This is a genomic window from Paenibacillus sp. URB8-2 (genome assembly GCF_013393385.1).
Classification (GTDB): domain Bacteria; phylum Bacillota; class Bacilli; order Paenibacillales; family Paenibacillaceae; genus Paenibacillus_AQ.
Window position 1 is genome coordinate 3,256,698 of sequence record NZ_AP023239.1, and the last position, 22,910, is coordinate 3,279,607.

The following is a 22,910-nucleotide window of genomic DNA, read 5'->3' on the forward strand; positions in this document are numbered from 1 at the left end:
CTTTGCCATGAGAAAAAGAGCTTGTCAAGGCAACTCCCCTGAAAGCTCTCTTGTATGTTAATAGGATAAAGAATCCACTGTTCAGTTATTTGTAAACGGGAACCGATAATACCACGCCGGCCTCAATATCCGACCCATTCATATCGTTATACCGTTTAATCGCTTCAATATATACGACGGTTCTCATATCGGAAGGTTTATTCTTGACCGCAATGCTCCACAATGTATCACCGGGCTCCACAACGACCCGTTTCTCCTGCTGCGGTGAAGATACCGAACTGGCAAAGACCTGACCCACGACGGTAAATCCGGAAATAATCAGAAGAAGGACAATAACAATTTTGAACAGATTTTGTACTGATGAAAAGGGATGGATTCTCGTACCGGCCACTTTGGAGAATTTTTCAGATGGATTCCTATGGTGAGAAACAGAACCTCGTTCCGCCGCCGCGGGTTCAGGAGTTTCATTATAAATGCTGCGGTATGTACTGTATTTTAACATAAATCATCGACCTCCAAACACTTGTTCTCGCTTGCAAAAATAATATAGCACGAACATGTGTTTCGATCAAGAGGTTTTTCGAACAATTGTTCGCTTATATCTTAGAACTTACGTTTGTGCGAACGGAGGTTCTGTGTTATAATTCTCCCAAACATTACTAGATAGATGGGGTGTATTCCAATGTCAAAAATTTCGAGTCGCCAGCTGGCGATCCTGGAATTTATACGTAACGAAGTCCGCAGCAAGGGGTATCCGCCCTCCGTCCGGGAAATTGGCGAAGCCGTCGGTCTGGCTTCCAGCTCCACCGTACACGGACATCTTGACCGGCTGGAGAAGAAAGGGCTTATCCGCCGCGATCCCACTAAACCACGAGCTATTGAGCTGCTGGGTCAGGAAGATTCCGAGAATGTTCATCAATTCGTCCAGACGATTGCACGAGTGCCGGTAGTCGGAAAAGTAACAGCGGGTGTGCCAATAACCGCGACGGAGAATATCGAGGATTATTTTCCTCTTCCCACCCATTATGTCGGAGATAACAAGGTCTTTATGCTTTCCGTCATCGGCGACAGCATGATTGAAGCCGGTATCATGAACGGCGATTACGTTATCGTCCGTCAGCAGCAGACCGCCGACAATGGTGATATCGTCGTCGCTATGACCGAAGACGATGAGGCTACCGTCAAGACTTTCTATAAGGAGCGCGATCATATTCGGCTCCAGCCCGAGAATCCGTCCTACGAGCCGCTTCGGCTTAACCGGGTGAGTATTTTGGGAAAAGTGATCGGATTATTTAGAGACATTCATTAATCATGTCACGAGAAAAAGGCGGGCTTTCGGTAAACGGAGCCGCTTTTTTTATGTTTTTCTACACATCACATTGTCCGGAGCAGCTCGGAGTTTTGCTGAAATTCTAAAGCACGGCGTATGTACTCCCCGCATACTTTATTCCGTAAAGGAGTGCTGTGATATGCCCAATTACCGGATCATTGTCGATTTGTCGGATCGCAAGCTGTATTTGTTGGATAACAATAAGGTCGTGAGGGGATTCCCCGTAGGAATCGGTAAGATGCTTACCCAGACACCCGTCGGCGAATATACGATTGTTAACAAACAGGCTAATCCGGGCGGACCGTTTGGCGTGCTCTGGATGGGTCTTTCCAAGCCCCATTATGGCATTCACGGAACCAATGATCCCAGTTCGATCGGCCATTTGGTCTCGCATGGCTGCATCCGGATGTACAATACAGACGTTCTCGCATTGTCCCGGATCGTTCCGCTGCATACGAGGGTCACGATACGGCAGTAGCCGGGTGTGCGTTTTTCAACGTTTCGGGCAGATTGAGTTGATGCGAGTCAGGAATACACCTTCGATCTAATTTGTCCCATATTAATTCGCCTCCATGGATTTATTATATGCGAACAATTGTTCTTTATTCAAAAAAAGACTCTTCCGCGAAAGAGGATTTTTATTGCTATAATCTATAGAAAGCTCCCACCGGTTACAACCGAAAGGGAGCCGATTTCTTATTCCTTCGTATTACCGGATCGATTATTAAACACCAACTCGAACAATCCTGTAGCCGACAGGCCCGCAAGCGCACCGGACCACAGCCGCAGCGCCAAATCTAGATCCGTAAACGGAAACGCCGCCCATCCGATGAGCAGGCCAATCCCGACGCCGATCAGCGGAATGGCTTTTTTCGGTAAGTTGATCGTCGTCTTGACAAGCTGCACGGCGGTCATCACAAATACGGACAAGACCGATGCAAAGGCCAGAACGTCTGTTAAGTTTTGATTATCCATCATTTGTCATCCTTCTCAATTTTGGACAGCCGCCGCTCAAGCGCTTCAATGTCGGCCACATTACCGGCAATCAACCGCAGGAAGTTGGTCCGCATCTTTTTAATTACCGCCGCCGTCTCTTCCCGCGTAATCGGCGCACCAGGGCGCGTGCCATCGAAATACCCGCTTGCCGTTGCCTCAGCCCATGCCTTTTCTGCCCAAGCGCTCACCTTGTCAATATCCCGTTCTGCCACTTTATCCTCAGTCTCCTTTGTTTTTGTGAATCTCTTTTTCAGCTCCTCAAGCGTGCCGGCATACTCGTTAAGGTCCGGGAAGCCACTGACACCGTCTACTCTGCGGCTGCCGCTCGATCGCAGCCCGCCGCTCTGCCCGTCACTGTACTGCCAGAAATCCCACCGGGACCAAGCCGTGGTTTCCATCGGCGCCGCCGTACTGTACCGGGCAATCCAGAGCGGATATTTTCCGATGGCAGCCACGAAGTTGGCCGCAAATGAATTGCCTGTATAAACAATCGGGCGCACGCCGGATAAACGCTCAATCTCCGCGAGAAACGCCGCGGCGACGGCGTTGATCTGCAGCTTGCTCAGGCTGCCGGGATTATTTTCATAATCCATCACAGGTGGCAGGTCCAATCTGCCGATACCACCGGCCGCCCGGATCGCGGCGTAGAAGTTCGCCGCCTCCGCCTTGGCATCTGCCTCACTCACCGCTCTGACAAAGTGATAAGCCCCTACCAATATGCCGGCTTGCCTTGCATTTTTGACATGATCTTCAAAAGTGTCGTCCTTATATGTCTGGCCCTCACTTGCCTTAAGAAACGCGAAGGAGATGCCATCCGCTTTGACTTTGGCCCAGTTGACGCTTCCATTATGGTGTGAAATATCGATCCCTTGGGCGTTTTTGCTGTTACGTGCTTTCATAAATTCACATCCTCTCTATCTATTAAATTCCGTTCACCGGCGTAATGCTTGGACTTCTATGCCGCCCTAAAACATAACGCACGAGTTAACCGTGTTCATCTAAATGAAAGCAATCGTCGCAAGCAGCCTGGTCATTGATGTAATTCTCAGAAAGATAGTCCCCGTGTATACAAGGGCAAAATAAAAACACGCCTGCATTCGGCGTGTTCACTTTGTCCCTCAAGTCAAGAAAAGAAAAAACATTTTCCCTCAATAGAAAAAACCCCCGGCGCTTAAAGCGCCAAGGGTTTCGTGTCTTAGTACAACGTGATGTATTGGTTTCTCTCCCAGTCATGAACCTGCGTCCGGTAGATATCCCATTCGATTTCCTTCAGCTCATAGAAATGGGCAAGGGCATGCTCGCCAAGCGCGTCGGTGATAACGGGGTTGCGGATCAGCTCGTTCAACGCTTCCTTCAGATCGGCTGGCAGACTCGGAATGCCTTCCTCGATCCGTTCTTCTTCGGACATAATGTAAATATTCCGGTCGATAGGTGCAGGAAGATCAAGCTGACGCTTGATGCCGTCGAGACCGGCTCTCAGCATAACCGCAAGCGCCAGATACGGATTGGCTGCTGGGTCCGGATTCCGGACTTCAACGCGTGTGCTCAGTCCTCTGGAAGCCGGTATGCGGATCATCGGGCTGCGGTTGCTGGCCGACCAGGCAACGTAGCAAGGCGCTTCATAGCCGGGCACCAGACGTTTGTAGGAATTCACCGTAGGGTTCGTGATTGCGGCGAACGCCCGTGCATGCTTCAGCAGACCCGCCATGTAGTTGCGCGCGGTGTCGCTGAGGCCAAGCTCATCGCTTTCATCGTAGAAGGTGTTCTCACTGCCTTTAAACAGGGACTGATGGCAGTGCATTCCCGAACCGTTCATTCCGAACAACGGCTTCGGCATAAACGTAGCATGCAGTCCGTGCTGGCGGGCAACCGTCTTCACAACCAGCTTGAAGGTTTGAATCTGGTCGGCGGCTTTGATCGCGTCTGCATATTTAAAGTCGATTTCATGCTGCCCGGAAGCGACCTCATGGTGGGAAGCTTCGATTTCAAAGCCCATTTCCTCCAGGGTCAGAACGATTTCGCGGCGGCAGTTCTCACCGAGATCCATCGGAGCCAGATCGAAATATCCACCTTGATCGTTCAGTTCCATCGTCGGATTGCCCTTCTCGTCAGTCTGGAACAGGAAAAATTCAGGTTCAGGTCCAACGTTCATAGCCGTAAAGCCCATTTCATTCGCTTCTTTAAGGCAGCGCTTCAAAATACCGCGGGGATCACCGGCAAACGGAGTTCCATCCGGCATATAGACATCACAAATAAGACGGGCTACGCGGTCTTCCGTCACCCAAGGAAAGATCACCCAAGTGTCGAGGTCGGGATATAAATACATATCGGATTCTTCGATGCGAACATAGCCTTCAATGGAAGAGCCGTCGAACATCATCTTGTTGTCCAGCGCCTTCTCCAGTTGGCTGATGGGAATTTCCACGTTCTTGATCGTACCGAGCAGGTCGGTGAACTGGAGCCGAATAAACCGGACGTTCTCTTCCTTGGCAATGCGCAAAATATCTTCTTTAGAAAAGCTCACTATACCCTCTCCCTTTCGCGCTTCTGTATGTTATTTATTGAAAAACCGGGATAACTCCCCTTGAATGAGAGATACTTGCCCCGGTCTTTTACCGGAAACCAACTCCTGCTTAAGCAGCCTGTGGAGCTGGGAATCGGACAGCTCGCGCCGCCGGACTTCCGTGTCGGGGGTAATGACGGTTGCTTCTTCGGATTCCTTGGATACCGGATTCATCACCTGTTTGATGCCGGCAATATTGACTCCTTTTTCAATCAATGCCTTGATTTCAAGCAAGCGCTCCACATCGTTAAAAGAGAATAATCGCTGGTTGCCCGAGGTGCGCGCCGGAACAATCAGACTATGCTGCTCATAATAGCGGATTTGCCGCGCGGACAAATCGGTAAGTTTCATTACAATTCCAATTGGAAATAACGCCATATTTCTGCGGATTTCATCACCCATGACTCATCCAACCTTCCAATGATCTTTTTCTCATCTCATTGTACATTTCCGGCTATGACGTGTCAATGGTATGTAAGATATACTCACAACTTATTATGATCCATTTACAGTAATTTGCGTTCGCGCATGCTCTGCAGGGCCATCAGCACACCGTACTTTACATGTGAGTAGGTCAATCCTCCCTGCATGTATCCGATGTAAGGCGCACGTATCGGGGCGTCCGCAGACAATTCCAGGCTGCCGCCCTGAATGAAGGTTCCCGCTGCCATAATGACCGGATGCTCATAGCCCGGCATATCCCACGGTTCAGGCACGGCATGGCTGTCCACAGCCGCGGCCCGCTGGATTCCCTGGACGAAAGCGATCAAATGCTCAGGTCCGTCAAAAGCGATCGCCTGGATAAGATCAGTCCGCTGCTCACGCCAAGCAGGCTTGGTGGTGAACCCGCAGCGTTCAAATACCGCTGCCGCAAAGATGCTGCCTTTAAGAGCCTGTCCTACCGTATGGGGCGCCATAAAGAGGCCCTGGTACAGCCCCCGGGTCGTCCCCAGCATTGCCCCGACTTCGCCGCCGATTCCCGGCGCAGTAAGCCGGAAGGCCGCAAGTTCGACCAGGTCTCTCTTGCCGCAAATATATCCGCCAGTCTCGGCAATGCCGCCGCCTGGATTTTTAATCAAGGAGCCGGCCATGAGATCCACGCCGGCCTGGGTCGGCTCCAGCTTCTCCGTGAATTCGCCGTAGCAGTTATCGACGAAGACGACAACGTCCGGGGCCATCTCCTTGATTTTGGCCGTCATTTCTCCGATTTGCCTAACCGTAAAGGACGAACGCCAGTCGTAGCCGCGCGACCGCTGGATGCCAATTACCTTTGTTCTTGGGGTAAGCTTCTGCGCAACCTCCGCCCAATCGATTTCCCCCTCTTCGGTCAGCGCCGCTTCCCGGTAGGTTATACCGAAATCCGCGAGGGAACCCGTACCGTCCCCAGGTTTGCCAATCACCTTGTGCAGCGTATCATAAGGCCGCCCGGTAATGTACAGCAGCTCGTCCCCCGGCCGGAGTACGCCGAACAGCGCCGTTGAAATCGTATGCGTTCCCGAAGCGAAATGGGGCCGCACCAGCGCGGCTTCCGCACCGAACACATCCGCATAGACTAGGTCCAGCACCTCCCGTCCTCTATCGTTGTATGCGTACCCAGTGGAGCCTGCAAAGTGAAAATCGCTGACCTGATGGCGCTGGAACGCCTCAATCACTTTCCATTGGTTGAAATCCACAATCCGGTCAAGAGTTCTGACCGCCTCCTGAATTTCCGCTTCGGCCGCTTCCGCCGCCTGTAAAATATCTTCTGCAAACAATGACATTTCCGCCTGTCTCTCCTTACATTCACTTCCCATAATCATAACAGGAAGCGACATATAGCTGTCACTTCCCAAATCATATAATAGGTTGCAATTGGTAAATAAGTAATACTACACCTGGTAATTTGCGCAATTTAAAAACCGCCATTCAGTCTCTAGTCCTGGTCTGTATGATTCACAAAGTCGGTCAGCATGTAGCCCCATTTTTCGTAATCGTCTTTGTTCACACGCACGCTGTATAAAGTGTCGTTCTCTTCAAAGGACTGATCCAGCACATCTCCGACTCTATACAGCAGGGAAGTCAAATCCCCCCGGCTGGAAGGGATCCGGAAGCTCAGCGTGTCTCCGGACAGCTCGTTTTGAATCGTATCGGCAATTCGGGCCAGATCCTCCGCGTTAAAAGCGCTGACCTTCAAATAGCCCGGCCCTCCGGGCAGCATTTCCAACTGCTCCGGTCGGCAAAGATCACTCTTGTTAAACAGGACAACCTGCGGCTTCCCGGCTGCGCCGAGATCCTCCAGAATAGACTGCACCACTTTCATTTGCTCTTCCCGCATTGGGGAAGAAGCATCGACCACATGAAGCACCAGATTCGCTTCGTTGACCTCCTCAAGCGTCGCGCGGAACGAAGCAACCAGATCATGCGGAAGATTCTGAATGAAACCGACCGTATCGGTCAGTACGACGCTCTTGCCGCCAGGCAGCTCAAGCAATCGCGATGTCGGATCAAGCGTAGCGAACAGCTGATTCTCGATATACACATCGGCATCGGTCAGCTGCTTGAGCAGTGTGGATTTGCCTGCATTCGTGTAGCCGACTAAAGCCACCTGCACCACCCCGCTCTTGCGCCGCCGCTCCCGGTGCAGACTCCGTGTCTTCACCACCTCGTCCAGTTGGCGCTTCAGTTCGCCGATCCGGTCCCGGATATGCCGGCGGTCCGTCTCCAGCTTGCTCTCCCCGGGGCCTCTAGTACCAATGCCGCCGCCCAGCCGGGACAGGTTCTTGCCATGTCCCGACAGGCGCGGCAGCAGGTAAGACAACTGGGCAAGCTCAACCTGGATAATGCCCTCGCGGGTCTTCGCCCGGCCGGCAAAAATATCAAGAATAAGCTGGGTGCGGTCGATGATCTTCAGGTCAAGGGCCTCCTCCAGATTTCGCACCTGTGCGCCCGACAGCTCCTGATCGAAGATTGCCGTATTGGCGCCCAGTCCATCAGCGGCCATCCGCAGTTCTTCAACCTTGCCCTTGCCGATGAACCATTTTGAATCGGGGGTTTCTTTGTTCTGGCGCAGCACTTCCAGCACTTCAACGCCGGCAGTCTCCGCCAATTGTACCAGTTCTTGAAGCGAATATTCGGGATCGATTCCCGTCCGTTTCACTTGATCGGTTACAAGACTGACCAATATGGCCCGGTCCTGTATTTCCGAATTTGTATCATGCGTCGTACTCGCCATGTTCATTCTCCTCTTGCGGTTGATCTGTTCACAGACGTCCGCCTTACAGTTTAAAATCCTCGGTCCGCAGTGTCATAAGTTCCTGCTTGCCGGGACTGTTATGCTCGTACTGATTAAGCAGCCTTACCGCCTGGCTGCGGATCGCTTTCTCGATCGAGTTGCGCACATAGCGCGCATTGCTGAAGGCATGCGGGCTTTCATCTTTCTCCAGCATCACATGCTGCTTTAATTTGAGTATCGCCTGCGGCATCAAAATGTAGTCCCGTTCCTTCGCCATCAGCTCGGCAATCTGCACAAGCTGGTCGATGGAGTAGTCGGGAAATTCGACCTGAATCGGAAAGCGGGATGGCAGACCCGGATTGCTCATGAGAAAATAATCGATTTCACTGGAATATCCGGCCAAGATCAGCACGAACTGGCTGCGGTGGTCTTCCATCGCTTTGACCAGCGTATCAATCGCTTCTTTGCCGAAGTCTTTATCTCCGCCCCGGGCAAGGCTGTACGCTTCATCAATGAACAGAATGCCGCCCAGTGCCTTTTTGACAAGATCCCGGGTCTTTTGTGCAGTATGTCCGATATATTCACCCACAAGATCGGCCCGCTCCACCTCGATAAGATGTCCTTTGGTCAGCACGCCCATACGCTGAAACAGTTTGGCTACGATCCGCGCAACCGTCGTCTTGCCGGTACCCGGATTTCCTTTAAACACCATGTGATACGCCTGGCCGCCGCTTGCCAGACCCGCTTCACTGCGCATTTGGGCAACCTGCAGCAGGGCGTATATCTCGAATACAAGCTCTTTAATATTGTCCAGACCTACCAGCGCGTCCAATTCGCTGCCGATCTCCTGAAAAAGGCCGATCTGGGCGCTATTCTTGGAAGCCGACGACTCGCTGATTGCCGATGTTCCGCTAACCGCCGGGGTATCGTGATTGCGAAGTACGATATTGATTTGCCGCGATGGTCTGCTTTCGTCCCGCCCGCTTGAAGCTGCGCTGCGTATGTTCATGGGTTCACCTCGTTACTTAGGGCTGAGTGTTCTACTCAAGTCTATTCCCATGTTCCGGGCGTTATTAGCAGATTCGCCATTTTCCCATTACAGACTCAGAATGCCTCCTGAAGCTTCCATTTGGTGTAGGCCAATATCTCCCTCGTCTTATACTTGGCCATCGACATCGTCTGTGAATCGGTCAGTCCCAATTCGGGATTAGCATATCCAAGCTCGGTGGCAATTTCCAGCGCTCTGCGCCCATGAAATGTATGAGTGATTACCACCGCAGTGGACCAGCCCTTTTGGCGCATGATTTCCCGGCTGTACAGCAAATTTTCGTAGGTGGATGTCGCTTTGTTCTCTACAGCAATCGCGCTGTCCGGAACTCCTCCGGCAAGCAGATAGTTGCGCATTCCCTGGCCTTCCGTATACGAATATCCCGGTTTATCAAGGCCGCCGGTTACGATAAAATGGGAAAATACGCCCTGTTTATACAGCTTCATCCCGTAGTCAAGCCGTTCCTTCAGCCCGGGACTTGGCTCGTCGCCCCACATCGCCATGCCAAGAATAATGCCTGTATCCGCCTTATTTATCGGAGAAGTCGTTTCGGCTCTATTGATTAGGGTCAGCACATAAGCGCTCCAGATCAGTCCGGCTGCCAGCAGTGCGACAAGCGTAAGGAGCAAAATCCGTCTGAACCGCCATTTTTGGCGGCCCGTTACTGCCCGTATCGGCGACGAGCCTCCTACATACCTTTCCATTTACGATTTCCTCCTGAATTCTCCATGATGAAACAATTCAGCGCGATGCTTCAGGGAAAGGGTGAAATAAGGAAAGGCATGGGCGTCAATCCCGCGCATAATATTTCTGGCGGTACTCCAGGCCAAATTGTAATCGCTATCCGAAATATCACCCCGTTCGAGTGCTTCCTCCAGCTCATCTTCATCCAGCAGAAACACTTCGCCGTTCCAGAGAACCACCACATCCAGATACAGATCATCGAACCAGGGAACCCCTTGATCGGTAACACCCTGAACCTTGCAGGTATCGATGTACCACTGGATAATATTTTGCCGTTCGTCAAACATCGCTGTAACAATATAATGACTGTCCTTGGGAAAATACTGCAGCCACGAATATCCCTTGTCCGCAATACGGTATGTATGCCGGCCATAGCTCTTCCACAGCGGCTCCTTCAATCCGTAAATCGTGTAAAGGGTGATGTATCCGCTGAATTCCCGGCTTTCCACATAGCGGCAGGCAAATTGGCGGCGCGTAATCCGGCGCCAGTTGGCCCGGTCTCCGAATTTACGTTTCATATAATAACCCTCTCCATTATGGTGTCTTCAGCTTACCACATTTAGGAGATGCACTCAAAATCTCATGTCTTCTAGAGTAAAAGGCTGGCTTGACCAGCCCCTCCTCATCAAACCGTACGTGAGGTTTTCCCTCATACGGCTTTCCGATGTTTGTCATTCATGGGCATGCAGATTACAATAGCGTTTTTAGTCCATATTGCTTGGCTAGGTATTTAACCTCCGGTCGTGATCCAATCCATCTCCTGCGCTGTCTCTTCTTTGCATACCACCGGGTTAATCTCTGCAAGATATACCAATCTAAAGAGGCTAATTTCTTCTGACTGTAGTTCGTGTAGTAATAATTTCTCCATCCTTGGATCTTCGGATTAAGCCATTCTACATGTTCCACGAACGATCTCGAACGCATACTCGGTGGGGACAGTCTTTCTTTGACTACCCCTCGAATACGTTCCTCCGCCTTTTTCGTTAGCCACTGCTGCGTGGTGTAATACACCTTGCCTTGAGAGGTTTCTGCCTTCATTTTCCGGTGGTGCATCCCTAAGAAGTCGAATCCTTCCTCTCCTGTCCATAGACCCACAATGCGGGTTTTAGTGGGGTGTAGGGTTAACTCCAGACGTTCCATTATTTTGCATATAAGCTCATATGCATGTTCGGCGTCCCTTTTGGTTTTACAGACCACTACAAAATCGTCTGCATACCTTGTCAGTTCTCCTACTCCATTTCCATGTCTCTCCCACAGTCGGTCAAAGTAGTTCAGATAGATATTCGCCAGAAGCGGTGAAATGACGCCTCCTTGCGGTGTCCCTAATTCGGAACGTCTTACGTTTCCTTCTTCCATAACTCCCGCGTGAAGCCACTTCCATATTAATTTCAGTATCCGTCTGTCATTGATACGCATCTGTACCAATTTCATGAGCTTCTCTTGATTAATGTTGTCGAAGTAACCTTGGATATCGACGTCGACTACCCAATTCCCTTTGCGGTTGCAGGCTTTTCGGATTCGATCTAGCGCTCCTTTCGCACTTCGTTTCGGACGGAATCCGAAGGATACCTCATTGAAATCCGCTTCAAAGATGGGTTCAATCACGAGTTTCGTTGCCATTTGTATGACTCGGTCGCGCACAGTGGGGATGCCCAGCGGCCTTGTCTTCCCATCTTTCTTTGGGATATAGTGTCGTCGCACGGACTGCGGGTGGTAGGAACCGTTTTTCAAGTCTTGCTCGCAGGACTTGAGGAACCTCATTTCTCCTTGTTCCTCGATATCTGCGAGCGTTACGGCATCTACTCCTGCAGCTCCCTTGTTCGCCTTTACTCGCTTCCAGGCTTCACACAGGATGTCCCACCGGTAGACTTTGTCATATAGTGCATGGAATTTACGCTTGTTGTTCTCCTTGGCCGCATGACCTAGCTTTTCTTGGAGTTGTTGAACTTTTTCCTTTGGTGTTGTTAGCCTTTTGGCATTCACTCACTCGTACCTCCTCCAAAAGCGTAAACAAAGCAGGGCTCCTTCCCTCCCTAAGGTTGTGTTGTCCTTAGGTTCTTCGGTACTATGAGCCCCTCGGACTCCCTTCCCACAGACCATTCATTTCATCTTCTGGATTTATAGAATGTCTCTTTACGGGTTCCTAAAAAAAAAAAAAAAATTCCCGTGTGGGGGAGGGTCTCCCCAGTTCACTGCATTATCTCTCAACCCATGCCGTTCCCTATACGCCGGAGGATTCTTCACTGCTGCTCCAAGTTCTGTACAGTTTCCTTGGCCTTCGTCTATTTTCACGAGACTCGGCACCCTCTTTTCCCCTTCGCAGGGCCTTTTTGACGGCGCGGCAGGATTCACTTGATGTTGCGGCCTGGATTGTTGCTCGCCCGCTCTCTGACCGGTACTTTCGTCGATGCGCTTTTACACACAGATTTCGCCATGCGCAAGCATCCTAGCTACAAGGGTGGCTTGGCCCCTCCCTTGGTTGGACTTTCACCAACTAGATAATGCGTGCCTCTGGGCACGCTAAAAAAGAAAAACTCCGGTGAGCCGGATCTTCCGTAGGCAACGGAAGGTCCGGCTCACCGGAGCGATTTTGCAAAAAAAGCATTAATCCGACTTGTCGTTACGCTTCTCCTTCTTATCCGATCCGGCGTCGGGGGCCGAAGCCGGTTCCGCCCCATTGTCAGGAACGACTGCACCGGCCGGGCTTATCTCCGGCAATGGAGACGATGGCGGTGTGGAGTCCTGCTGGGCCGGTGTTGGCGACGGTGCTGCCGGATTATCCTGGCCGCCCGGGTTGTCGCCTCCGTTCCCATTCCCGTTCCCATTGCCATTCCCGTTGCCGTTTCCGTTGCCCTGGCCTTGTTCACCTGGATTTCCTTCGGCGCCGTTGTCTCCGTTCCCGCCTTCGCCGGGCGAATCCGTAGGAAGACCGGGCTCAACCGATGGCGTCGGTTCGATCGAAGGCTCGGCACCCTCGATGAGCACCGATACCGTATTGGAAGGATCGCTTTCCACTCCCTGATTCGGATAGTATGCCTTCACGTAGTACTCATAGGTCAGGCCTGCCATCGCGCTAAGGTCAGCTGCGCCTGGCGTCAGCGTACTGATCAGCTGAGTGAAGTCTCCTTCCGAGGTCTCTTTGCGGTACACCCGGTATTCCGCTCCCTCAGTCTCAACAGGCGACCATGCAAGGTTGACGGTTCCGGTCGAGGAATCGTACTGGGCGGTCAGACCGCTGACAGCTTGAATCTGATTCGGCTCCTTGGAAGGCTCCGGAAGATCAATATTATCCGGTTTCGGGAACGATTTCTCCGGATAATTCTTCACGACTTCCTCCATGACCTTACCCCAAAACGCGGCGGCCAGCGGACTGCTGTTCTTCAGCAGATGCTTCCGGTCGGGATTGTCGTATCCCATCCAGACTGCTGCCGTAAGCTCCGGCGTGTAGCCGACGAACCAGACGTCCCGGTTGGAGTCGACGCCCTTGTATCCGCTCTGGGTCGTACCGGTTTTGCCGGCGACGGGACGGTCAATTCTCGCTTTTCTGCCTGTCCCGCTCTGCACGACCTCCTGCATCATCTCGGTCAATTGATAAGCGGTGCTCTCCTTCATGACGCGTTCGGGGTTCGTGTCCGCCTTATAAACCGTTTCGCCCGTGCTGTCTGTAATGGACTTGATCGCATAAGCCTGCCGTAATTCACCACCGTTGGCGAACGCGGTATAGGCCTGGGCCATCTCCAGAGTATTGGTGCCTTTGGACATGCCGCCAAGGGCGAGCGACAGGTTTTTGTCATCATCCTGGAGGCCGATGCCCATTTTTTTGGCAAAATTGAAGCCTGTGCGTATACCGATCTGGTCAAGGAGCCACACGGCCGGAATATTTTCCGATTTCGTCAGGGCTTCGGTCATGCTGATGGTTGACGAATACCCGTGTAGATTAGTCGGACAGTAATCGCCAAAGCACTGCTTTTCGTTGCTGATCTGCGAGTGAATCGAGAATTGGCCCGATTCCAGCGCCGGGGCGTACGATACGATCGGCTTGATCGACGATCCCGGCGAACGCCGGCTGCCGGTAATACGGCTGTAGCCTTTTTTCTCGTAATTACGTCCACCCATAAGAGCGACAATGCTGCCGTTCTCTTGGTTCATGATAACCATCGAACCCTGCACCGGCTCGTCGTCGACGCTTTTCTCGAAATTGTCGCTATCGGCAAAAGCGCTCTCAACCACCGTCTGCGCGTCCTTGTCCATGGTCGTGTAAATTTTGTAACCGCCTATGTTGAGATCGTCTTCGGTAAGTCCGAATTTGTCTTCGGCTTCGTCGATGGCGTAATCGATAAAAGCCTGATAGCGCTGCTTGCTTGCCGGCGGCTTGTAGTTGTAGTTGATATCCTTGGCCTCGTTCATTTCCTCCTGCGTAATATACCCCTGATCATTCATCAGCTGAAGGACAACCGCTCTGCGTTCCTTGGAAAGATCGGGATTGCGGAGAGGGTTGTAACGGGAAGGACCTTTAGGCATGGCCGCCAGCGTCGCGATCTGCCACAGTTTCAGCTTGCTCAGGTCGCTTACACCGAAATAATGCTCGGACGCGGCCTTAATGCCGTAAATTGTGCCTCCGAAGTTGATCCGGTTGAGATACAGCGTGATGATTTCATCCTTCGTATGCTGACGCTCAAGGGCCATGGCGATGGACATCTCCGTCGCTTTGCGGAAGAATGTTTTGTCCCGGGTCAAAAAAATGTTTTTGGCCAGCTGCTGCGTGATCGTGCTGCCGCCTTCGACCATACTGCGGGCGACGACGTCTTTGACGGCCGCCCGTCCGATAGACCATAGATCGACCCCTTTATGCTCATTAAACCGTTTGTCCTCCGTCGCGATAAAGGCGTCTTTGATGATTTTAGGAATCTGGTCACTGTCGACGGGTTCGCTTTTTTCCAAAGCCAGTTCCCCGATCAGGTTAGCGTTGCGGTCGTAAATCTTGGTCGTTTCGTTGACCGTCAGCTTGCCCTCGTTCTCATTAAGCAGCTTCTCTCCATTGATGGTGATAAACAGATAACCGCCCAGCGCGCAAAAGATAGCCAAAGCCGTTGTAAAAAACAGCGTCCACAGCACGCGCTTGCGGGTCAGCCTTTTCTTCTTCTTCGGCTTGGGCGGCTGGCTGCCGCCTCCCCCTTTTCTATGACGGTTCGACCGTAGTATTTCGTCATTCGACATGTTGCCTCCTGACCCCCCTGATAGCGGCCCCATTAAGCGGAGCCTTGCCTGCAAAGCGTTTTCTAAACACTTTGCGGGGACCCCATAATATATATTTTGTAATACCAATGAAAAAACAACCTTATTCAGGTTGCTCTCTCACCCTTCTATTCAAACGAATCATAAGCAAAAAAGTTTCGCTTCGAACACATTCTGGCGTATTGGCGGAATTATTCTTCGGAAGCGTTGTCCTGCATCAGGGATACGCTGCGCTGCGGCGTAAACGTTGAAATCGCATGCTTGTACACCATTTGCTGGCGTCCGTCGCTGTCGATCACGATCGTAAAGTTGTCAAACGCTTTAATAATTCCCCGGATTTGAAAGCCGTTGGTCAAATATACTGTAGCAGGGATATTTTCTTTGCGAAGTTGGTTCAAGAACGTATCTTGGATGTTAATGGACTTGTTCATATGCCGTACCCCCAATGGTTCAATTAGATTGTTCAGAAGTATATTCAAGACCTGAAAGAAACTTTCCTGCTATTATATCACGTAATTTCTCAAAATTCCCGGAAAAGTTTCCGCCGTCGCCTACATCAATCCACTGAATATCCTTCATGTGGCGAAACCACGACAGCTGTCTTTTGGCAAAACGCCGCGTATCGCGCTTAAGAAGCGTCACCGATTCTTCCAGCGTCATTTCTCCCTCGAGATAGGCGGCGATCTCCTTGTATCCGAGCCCCTGCATGGAAACGAGGTTCCGGCCAAAGCCGCGTTCCATCAGCCTCTTCACCTCTTCGATCAGCCCTTCCGCCAGCATTTCGTCGATTCGCTCTTCAATACGGTTATATAGTATTTGCCGGTCCATTGTCAAACCGATGAGGCAAAGGTCGTAGGGTGACTCCGGTTTTTGCGCTGCCGGAGACTCGGAAAGCGGCGTATCCGTCTGCCGGTAAATCTCCAAAGCCCGGATAATCCTCCGCCGGTCGTTCGGATGCAGCCGTGCGGCGCTGGCAGGGTCAACTTCGGCAAGTCTCGCGTGCAGCGCCAGCGCGCCGTGTTCCTCCGCAAACTTGTCCATCTCCGCACGGAACGCCTCGTCGGCAACGGCCTCGGAGAACCGGAAGCCGTAGCAGAGTGACTCGATATACAAGCCCGTCCCTCCCACAATGAACGGCAGCTTCCCTCTGGCGGAAATCTCGCCGATCAGTCTGCGGCCTTCAGTCTGGAATTCGGCTGCCGAGTAAGGCTCCGCAGGATCGAGGATATCGATCAGATGATGGGAGATGCCCTCCATCTCGGACGGCTTGATTTTGGCTGTGCCGATATCCATACCGCGGTATACCTGCATCGAATCGCCGGATATAATCTCCGCATGGTATGCGTCGGCTATCGAAAGGCTTAAACGGGTCTTGCCGACCGCGGTCGGACCAAGCAGCACCAGCACCTTCGGTTTAGCTTCTTTGGTCAATTGTGATCACCCCGTACGATGTTTTGGTCCCCGGGCGAAGCTGCTCCGCGAACCCGAGCCGGCTGAACTCGCCGCTGCCTCTTTTCTCTTTCAGCACCACTGCTTTACGCCCAGCCCGGACCGCTTCCGAAACGCTCTCCTGGGTCAGCGAGTCGCTGTTGGCATAGGCGCGGAGCGGAGATATGCCCGCCGAATCCTCCAGAGGCTCGCGGAACATCGGATCGAAATAGACGATATCCACGCTATTGTCCGGAAGGCTCCTCAGGTAGTCCAGGTGATTCCTGTGGACGACATTTATCCGGCGCAGCGCGGCATCTACTTCCCCGAGTCCTGAAGCATAGTGGGCCATTCCTTCCGTCAGCAGGGCATACAGCGGCAGGGAACTCTCCAGTGCGGTAACATTGGACCGCTCTCCCCCGTGGACGGCAAACAGCAGCGCATCGGCGCCAAGCCCCGCCGTGCAGTCGAGCACACTGTCGCCGGGAACCATTCCGGCAGCCTCCAGCATGGGGTCGCTTTCACCCTTTAATACCCGCTTGGCGCGGACAAATCCCATGCTGGGGTGAAACTGAAGCTGAGGCCGGTCCGGTCTCAGCAATCGCACGCCTTGAAGCAGCACAACGAGCGCCTCTTCGTCACCATAGCGCGAGAGAAGCTTGGACATAGATTGATTGCCGCGCGGCGCGTAGGGAACGCCTAAATGCTCCGCCAGACGTTCCGCACGCGCGGCAACCTCGGTTAGCGGGCGATCGCCCGTAGTTATAATCATGCTGCCTCCGTATATTTTACCAGAATACTTAAATCTGTATATTTAATTAATGGCATTTATTGTTCATCACATTACCCGCTTGAACAGCTTCTCCAAATCATAGGCTGAGAAGGAGATGACAATCGGTCGTCCGTGCGGGCAGGTATAAGGCTGGCGGCAGGCCGAAAGTCTGGACAGCAGGCTCTCGACTTCCTGCTCCGTCAGCTTCTGATTCGCCTTGATCGATGCTTTGCAAGAGCATAGAATCGACGATTTCTCGCGCAATTTGGCAAGGTCGATATTCCTCTCGCCAAGCACCCATTCCGCCATTTCCTCAACGATTTCCTTCTCCTCACCTTTCGGGAACCAGTAAGGAAGTGAACGGACCAGAAACGTCTGGCCGCCGAAATGCTCCAAATAGACGCCGGCCTGCTCAAACCATTGCAGTCGCTCGCCGAGCAGCCGGCTTTCCGAAGGGGTAAATTCCAGCGTAATCGGCAGCAGCAGCTCTTGTGAAGCTTCGGCCGGGCGGCCGAACTTCTCATAGTAATACTCGTAATTGATGCGTTCATGCGCCGCATGCTGATCGATCAAGTACAGCCCTTCATCGTTCTGGGCGATGATGTAGGTGCCGTGGTGCTGTCCGATATAGTTCAGCTCGGGGAACGGCGGCAGACCGGCCGCCTCGCTTCCGGCCGGAGCCCACAGTTCTTCGGTTCCAGGGAGAGACTGCCCCTGGCGTGCGGCTGTTCTGGCATCAGGACGGTATCCCCCGTATGCCGCGCCGTCGCGCAGCTGCGGCTGTAATGAGCCCGTATAAGATGCGCTCCGCTCTCCCCCGCGCGTCTTGCCGGGGGACCTATCATCATAAGCAGAGGAGGGTGAATATGCTCTTGAGGCGGCTGCTTCGGCCGCGCCGGTCGCGATTCCCGAAGCCGAATCCGTGCCACGGCGGGTTCCAGCTTGTCCCCCACTGTCCTCCGGTGCCGTTCGTCCTTCCCCCTTCGCTGCAAATTCGTCCTCTCCCGCTCTTGGGGCGGAAGAACCGGGAAGGCCGGTTGCGTTCTCCTTCACTCCATCTTCAGAACCCGGAAAATTCGGAGAAGCCTTTGGGAAGGCAAATTGCTCCTGAATGAAAGAGGCGCTGCCTTTCGGGCCGATCGTCTCCCTGCCGGGCCGGGGGATCAAATTTTCGCCGAGCAGAGTTTTGCGAATTTCCTGCTCCACAAGCTGATACAACTCGGGTTCCTTGCTGAACCGGACCTCCAGCTTGGCAGGATGCACATTGACGTCCACAAGCGAAGGGTGCATGTCCAGCTTCAGGACCAGCAGCGGATAGCGGTTGATCGGCAGCAGCGTATGGTATGCGCGCATAATGGCCGCGTTCAGTCCGTTGCTACGGATATACCGGCCGCCGACTATCGTTGTAATCGCGTTCCGATTGGACCGCGTCCATTCCGGACGGCTGACATAGCCTGAAATCCGGTAATCGGGATCTTCCGCCTGCACCGGCAGCATCGCTTTGGCGGCGGATGTGCCGTAAACGGCCGCAATAACCTGGAGCAGATCACCGTTGCCAAGCGTATGCAGCAGCTGGTTGCCGTTATGATGCAACGTAAAGGAAATCCCGGGATAGGCCAGCGCCATCCGGTACATGGCGTCGGAGATATGGCCGAGCTCCGTCTGGATGCTCTTCATGTATTTCAATCTGGCTGGCGTATTGTAGAACAATTCCCTGACGGACATCTCGGTTCCCCTGCCATGGGCGGTATCCTCATTCGCCGTCAATTTGCCGCCTTCAATCTCAAGCAGCCGTCCCCTGCCGTCGTCCGAGCTTGCCGTCATCAGGGACACTTTGGCTACGGCGGCGATACTGGGCAGCGCTTCACCCCGGAAGCCGAGGCTTGTGATTTGAAACAAGTCGCGGCCGTTATCGATTTTGCTCGTGGCATGGCGGTAGAAGGCGGTCTCGCAATCCTCGGGTTCGATGCCCGAACCGTTATCTTTAACCCGGATGCTCTGCAGCCCCCCCTCTTCTACGGCCACTTCGATCCGGGTGCTGCCCGCGTCGATGGCGTTCTCCACAAGCTCTTTCACCACCGAAGCCGGTCTTTCCACCACTTCCCCGGCGGCAATCTGGTTGGCAATATGCTCGTCCAGCACATGGATTTTGGCCATTTCCATTCACCTCCGATTCCGTAATAGCTCTATTTCAATTTGATCTTCATCTTCAAGTCATTCAATAATTGCATCGCCTGCAGCGGCGTCATATTCATCAAATCCGCTTCGCCGACCGCGGCCATAATATCGTCCGCCACCGAATGTTCACGCTGGCCCGCAGCCGATTTGCGTCCGCGCCGAGGCTCCTCGTCGCCGAAGATGGAGAGCTGCACTACTTCGCCGCCTTCTTCCAAGCGTTCGGCCAAATGCACTGCCGTCTCCCGGCGGGCAAGCTCGGAAGCGCCTAAGTTCCCTTCTTGATGGGATGGGGCTTCCGAGGCGGAACGGGCAACGGAGCGGGAACTCGGCTCGAAGAACGCTCCCAAGCCATCCCCGGACGCGGCGGCGACTTCTCTGACGCCTTCCGCTTTCGGGCCATCTGCCACCGGTCCGCCGCCGTGCTCTTCAGCAGTAGATACCAGTTTTGCCGGTTCATGGGCAGCAGCTGAATGCTCAATTTGCTGAAGCAGGCCGTAGGCTCGATCGATAATGCTGCCGGGCAGCCCGGCAAGGCGTGCACAGTAAATCCCGTAGCTGCTGTCCGCCGCGCCGGGGATCAGCTTACGGAGGAAATTGACCTTGTCTCCGCTCTCCTGCACTGCCATAGAATAATTGCGCAGGCCGTCCAGAGTGTCCTCCAGATGGGCCAGCTCATGAAAATGGGTGGAGACAAGCGCCTTGCAGCCAATGTGATGGTGCACATATTCGATGACCGCCTGGGCAATCGCCATGCCCTCGCCGGTCGAGGTACCCCGGCCCAGTTCATCGATGATGATCAGGCTGCGCGGCGTCGCTTTTTCGGTCATGAGCTGAATGTCGGCCATTTCGACCATAAAGGTGCTTTGGCCGCCGATCAGATCGTCAGCCGCTCCGATCCGGGTGAAAATCCGGTCGATGACCGGGATTTCGGCCTTGTCGGCCGGAACGAAGCATCCCACCTGCGCCATAATGCAGATTAAGGCTACCTGGCGCATATAGGTGCTTTTTCCCGCCATATTCGGTCCGGTTATCAGCAAGATCCTTCCGTCATCCTGAACAAGACTGCTGCCGTTGGCGATAAAGGAAGTGTCCTTCAGCACCGCCTCGACAACGGGGTGTCGCCCGCCTTCAATCTTCAGGTCATAGCCCTCGGTAAGCGTCGGTTTTACAAAACGCTGCTCCGCACTGACCGCGGCGAGGCTTTGGTATACGTCGATTTCGGCCACTTTTTCCGCCAGACTCTGAAGTCTCGGAATCTGAGAACTTAAACGGTCACGCAGCTCGCAGAACAGGCTGTATTCGAGATCGGTCATCTTGTCCTGCGCTTCCAGAATCAGGGCTTCCTTCTCCTTCAATTCGGGAGTCACGAAGCGCTCCGCGTTGGTAAGCGTCTGCTTGCGTTCATACCTTCCTTCCGGCAGAGACGCCAGATTGGAACGGGTAATCTCAATATAATAGCCGAACACCTTGTTGTATCCGATCTTCAGCGATTTGATTCCGGTAGCCAGTCGCTCCTTCGCCTCAAGCTCCGCGATCCAGCGTTTGCCGCTGCTGCTCGCTTCCCGAAGCTCGTCCAGCCGGGCGTGGCAGCCGGGCCGGATCAATCCGCCGTCGCGCACGGATATCGGAGGATCGTCGACAATCGCCGCTTCGATGTCCCCGCGGAGGTCGGCGCATTCGTCTAACGTTTCGCCGATTTCCCGCAGGGTGGACGAACCGGAAGCCTGGCACAGCTCCTTAAGCGCCGGGATCTGCGCCAGCGACAGCTTCAGGGCGTTCAGATCGCGGCCGTTCGCGCTCCCGTATGCCACCCGTCCGGTAAGCCGCTCCAGATCATAGATCTCTTTCAGAGCCAGCCGCAAATCTTCGCGCACAATGAACTGGTTGTACAAATAGTCGACGGCCTCCAGCCGCTGCTCGACTTTGGCGCGCTGCAGAAGCGGCTTGTCTATACGCCGCCGGAGGAGCCGGGCCCCCATCGATGTCTCCGTACGGTCGAGCAGCCAGAGCAGCGAGCCCTTCTTGGAGCGTTCCCGAACCGTCTCGGTCAGCTCCAGATTCCGCCGGGTGAACGGGTCCAGAATCATATAATTCCCCGGCTCATACGGGGAGATTTGACTGAGCTGTCCGAGCGACCGCCGCTGCGTTTCGCCAAGGTACGAAATCAGCAGCGCGAGGCACTGGGCCCGCTCGCTTTCCAGCCGCGTCCAGGCCGCTTCGCCGAATTGGCGCCGCGCACCGGCTTCATCCTTCTTCTCCCATGGAGTATAGACGACGGGCTTCGCTCCCGGCAGCGTCTCGGTCCGGACGCTCTCCAGCAGCGAGCCGTCCCCGATGACCTCAGCCGGCTCGTACAGGCCGATTTCGCCGCGCAGCGTATCCCCGCCCGAAGGCGATGAAGTCACATACAGCTCACCGGTCGACAGATCGCAGGCGGCAAGCGCCGTCATCCCTTTTAGTTCGGTGACACAGACCAGATAATTGTTGCTCTTGTCGGTCAGCGACTTGCCTTCCATTACCGTTCCGGGCGTCACGACGCGGACGATATCCCGCCGCACCATGCCCTTGGTTGTCGCCGGATCGTCAAGCTGCTCGCAGATCGCGACTTTGTAGCCTTTTTCAATCAGGCGCTGTATGTAGCCCTCGGCGGAATGGTAAGGGACCCCGCACATCGGAATGCGCTCATCGCCTCCGCCCTCCCGGCCGGTCAGCGTAATTTCCAGTTCCTTGGAAGCCAGCAGAGCGTCGTCAAAAAACATTTCGTAAAAATCGCCCAGCCGGAAAAAAAGGAAGGCATCCTTCGCCCCTTCCTTCACTTTCAAATATTGCTCGATCATCGGTGTATATTTTGCCATCGTAAACCTCCAGGCCTTATCATGCTTATCCTCTATTATAACAGAAACCGTCCCGGCAAGCTTAAGCCGAAAGACGGTCGCGAAACGGCGAGGTTCCGGCCGCAGCCGGTGATCCCCTGTTTGATGCGTGCAAAGTATCTTATCATAATTCCAAAGTGTTCGCCTAGAGCAAGTAGAATCGGCTCCGCCGTCTTCCTCAGAGGAGACAGACGAAAGTAGGTTCCTCAAAGTTATAGAAGTCGATTAATAAGCGTGAAACTAATAGATTCTTATCTTCCAAAAAAACATTTCAAGAGGAAACGGCTTCGCCGTCCTTTTAGGGAGCTTAAGCTTCCGAAGTAGCGATACGAGTATCGCTTTTAGGTACCGTTTCTCGTAGAAATATAAGACAAAATGATAAGCGCACAGCTTATACATTCTGCTATGAACAAATCTGTCAAGCACACAGTTACACACAGGGGCTAAATGGCTCGGCACGGGACAAAAATGCAGTCGTCGGCTTGCACACTGCTATTCGTGGGTTGGATACCACAGGGTAAGCCTTCGTATG

19 protein-coding genes are annotated in these 22,910 nt (G+C 53.4%); 2 read left to right on the forward strand and 17 right to left on the reverse strand.

The genetic code is table 11. The features are described from left to right. Nucleotides 1–85: 85 nt before the first annotated feature. The gene (locus PUR_RS14930) at nucleotides 86–502 is read right to left on the reverse strand and encodes a LysM peptidoglycan-binding domain-containing protein (RefSeq protein ID WP_179035934.1); all 417 of its coding nucleotides are present in this window, start codon (nucleotides 500–502) and stop codon (nucleotides 86–88) included. Nucleotides 503–682: 180 nt separating this feature from the next. On the opposite strand from PUR_RS14930, the gene lexA reads away from it, so the two are divergent. After that, on the forward strand, nucleotides 683–1,309 hold the full coding sequence (gene lexA / locus PUR_RS14935) for a transcriptional repressor LexA (RefSeq protein ID WP_179035935.1): 627 nt from the start codon (nucleotides 683–685) through the stop codon (nucleotides 1,307–1,309). 160 nt (nucleotides 1,310–1,469) lie between these two features. Beyond that, nucleotides 1,470–1,808: a L,D-transpeptidase gene (locus PUR_RS14940; RefSeq protein WP_179035936.1), complete on the forward strand. Its 339-nt coding sequence runs from the start codon at nucleotides 1,470–1,472 to the stop codon at nucleotides 1,806–1,808. Nucleotides 1,809–2,026: 218 nt separating this feature from the next. Here PUR_RS14940 and PUR_RS14945 read toward each other — a convergent pair whose 3' ends face one another. The 16 genes from PUR_RS14945 to mutS form a co-directional block, all read right to left on the reverse strand. Further along, nucleotides 2,027–2,305, reverse strand: coding sequence for a holin (locus tag PUR_RS14945; RefSeq protein WP_179037930.1), 279 nt, complete (start codon nucleotides 2,303–2,305; stop codon nucleotides 2,027–2,029). Further along, nucleotides 2,305–3,225 (reverse strand): glycoside hydrolase family 25 protein, encoded by a 921-nt coding sequence (locus PUR_RS14950; RefSeq protein ID WP_179035937.1) that lies wholly within the window; start codon nucleotides 3,223–3,225, stop codon nucleotides 2,305–2,307. The genes PUR_RS14945 and PUR_RS14950 overlap by 1 nt, the downstream gene beginning before the upstream one ends. Nucleotides 3,226–3,521: 296 nt before the next feature. Then, entirely contained in the window at nucleotides 3,522–4,850 is a 1,329-nt protein-coding gene (gene glnA / locus PUR_RS14955) for a type I glutamate--ammonia ligase (protein ID WP_179035938.1), read from the reverse strand. 30 nt (nucleotides 4,851–4,880) lie between these two features. After that, a complete protein-coding gene (locus PUR_RS14960) occupies nucleotides 4,881–5,291 on the reverse strand; it encodes a MerR family transcriptional regulator (RefSeq protein WP_019910684.1) in 411 nt (136 codons plus the stop codon). Between the two features lie 104 nt (nucleotides 5,292–5,395). Further along, complete coding sequence (locus PUR_RS14965) at nucleotides 5,396–6,649, reverse strand: methionine gamma-lyase family protein (protein WP_179035939.1); 1,254 nt, start codon at nucleotides 6,647–6,649, stop codon at nucleotides 5,396–5,398. 152 nt (nucleotides 6,650–6,801) lie between these two features. Continuing rightward, nucleotides 6,802–8,100 (reverse strand): GTPase HflX, encoded by a 1,299-nt coding sequence (gene hflX, locus PUR_RS14970; RefSeq protein WP_179035940.1) that lies wholly within the window; start codon nucleotides 8,098–8,100, stop codon nucleotides 6,802–6,804. A gap of 43 nt (nucleotides 8,101–8,143) precedes the next feature. After that, entirely contained in the window at nucleotides 8,144–9,109 is a 966-nt protein-coding gene (locus tag PUR_RS14975) for an AAA family ATPase (RefSeq protein WP_179035941.1), read from the reverse strand. A 95-nt stretch (nucleotides 9,110–9,204) separates the two neighbouring features. Then, a complete protein-coding gene (locus PUR_RS14980) occupies nucleotides 9,205–9,852 on the reverse strand; it encodes a YdcF family protein (protein ID WP_179035942.1) in 648 nt (215 codons plus the stop codon). Next, a complete protein-coding gene (locus PUR_RS14985) occupies nucleotides 9,853–10,410 on the reverse strand; it encodes a ribonuclease FAU-1 family protein (RefSeq protein ID WP_124693908.1) in 558 nt (185 codons plus the stop codon). Between the two features lie 172 nt (nucleotides 10,411–10,582). After that, a complete protein-coding gene (ltrA, locus tag PUR_RS14990) occupies nucleotides 10,583–11,875 on the reverse strand; it encodes a group II intron reverse transcriptase/maturase (RefSeq protein ID WP_179035943.1) in 1,293 nt (430 codons plus the stop codon). Nucleotides 11,876–12,496: 621 nt separating this feature from the next. Beyond that, nucleotides 12,497–15,109: a transglycosylase domain-containing protein gene (locus PUR_RS14995; protein WP_179035944.1), complete on the reverse strand. Its 2,613-nt coding sequence runs from the start codon at nucleotides 15,107–15,109 to the stop codon at nucleotides 12,497–12,499. Between the two features lie 209 nt (nucleotides 15,110–15,318). Continuing rightward, nucleotides 15,319–15,558 (reverse strand): RNA chaperone Hfq, encoded by a 240-nt coding sequence (gene hfq, locus PUR_RS15000; protein WP_025335243.1) that lies wholly within the window; start codon nucleotides 15,556–15,558, stop codon nucleotides 15,319–15,321. 19 nt (nucleotides 15,559–15,577) lie between these two features. Continuing rightward, on the reverse strand, nucleotides 15,578–16,558 hold the full coding sequence (gene miaA, locus PUR_RS15005) for a tRNA (adenosine(37)-N6)-dimethylallyltransferase MiaA (protein ID WP_179035945.1): 981 nt from the start codon (nucleotides 16,556–16,558) through the stop codon (nucleotides 15,578–15,580). After that, entirely contained in the window at nucleotides 16,542–17,327 is a 786-nt protein-coding gene (locus PUR_RS15010; RefSeq protein WP_179035946.1) for a class I SAM-dependent methyltransferase, read from the reverse strand. The genes miaA and PUR_RS15010 overlap by 17 nt, the downstream gene beginning before the upstream one ends. Before the next feature lie 66 nt (nucleotides 17,328–17,393). After that, a complete protein-coding gene (gene mutL, locus PUR_RS15015; protein ID WP_179035947.1) occupies nucleotides 17,394–19,484 on the reverse strand; it encodes a DNA mismatch repair endonuclease MutL in 2,091 nt (696 codons plus the stop codon). Nucleotides 19,485–19,513: 29 nt separating this feature from the next. Beyond that, the gene (gene mutS / locus PUR_RS15020) at nucleotides 19,514–22,360 is read right to left on the reverse strand and encodes a DNA mismatch repair protein MutS (RefSeq protein WP_179035948.1); all 2,847 of its coding nucleotides are present in this window, start codon (nucleotides 22,358–22,360) and stop codon (nucleotides 19,514–19,516) included. Nucleotides 22,361–22,910: the final 550 nt, after the last annotated feature.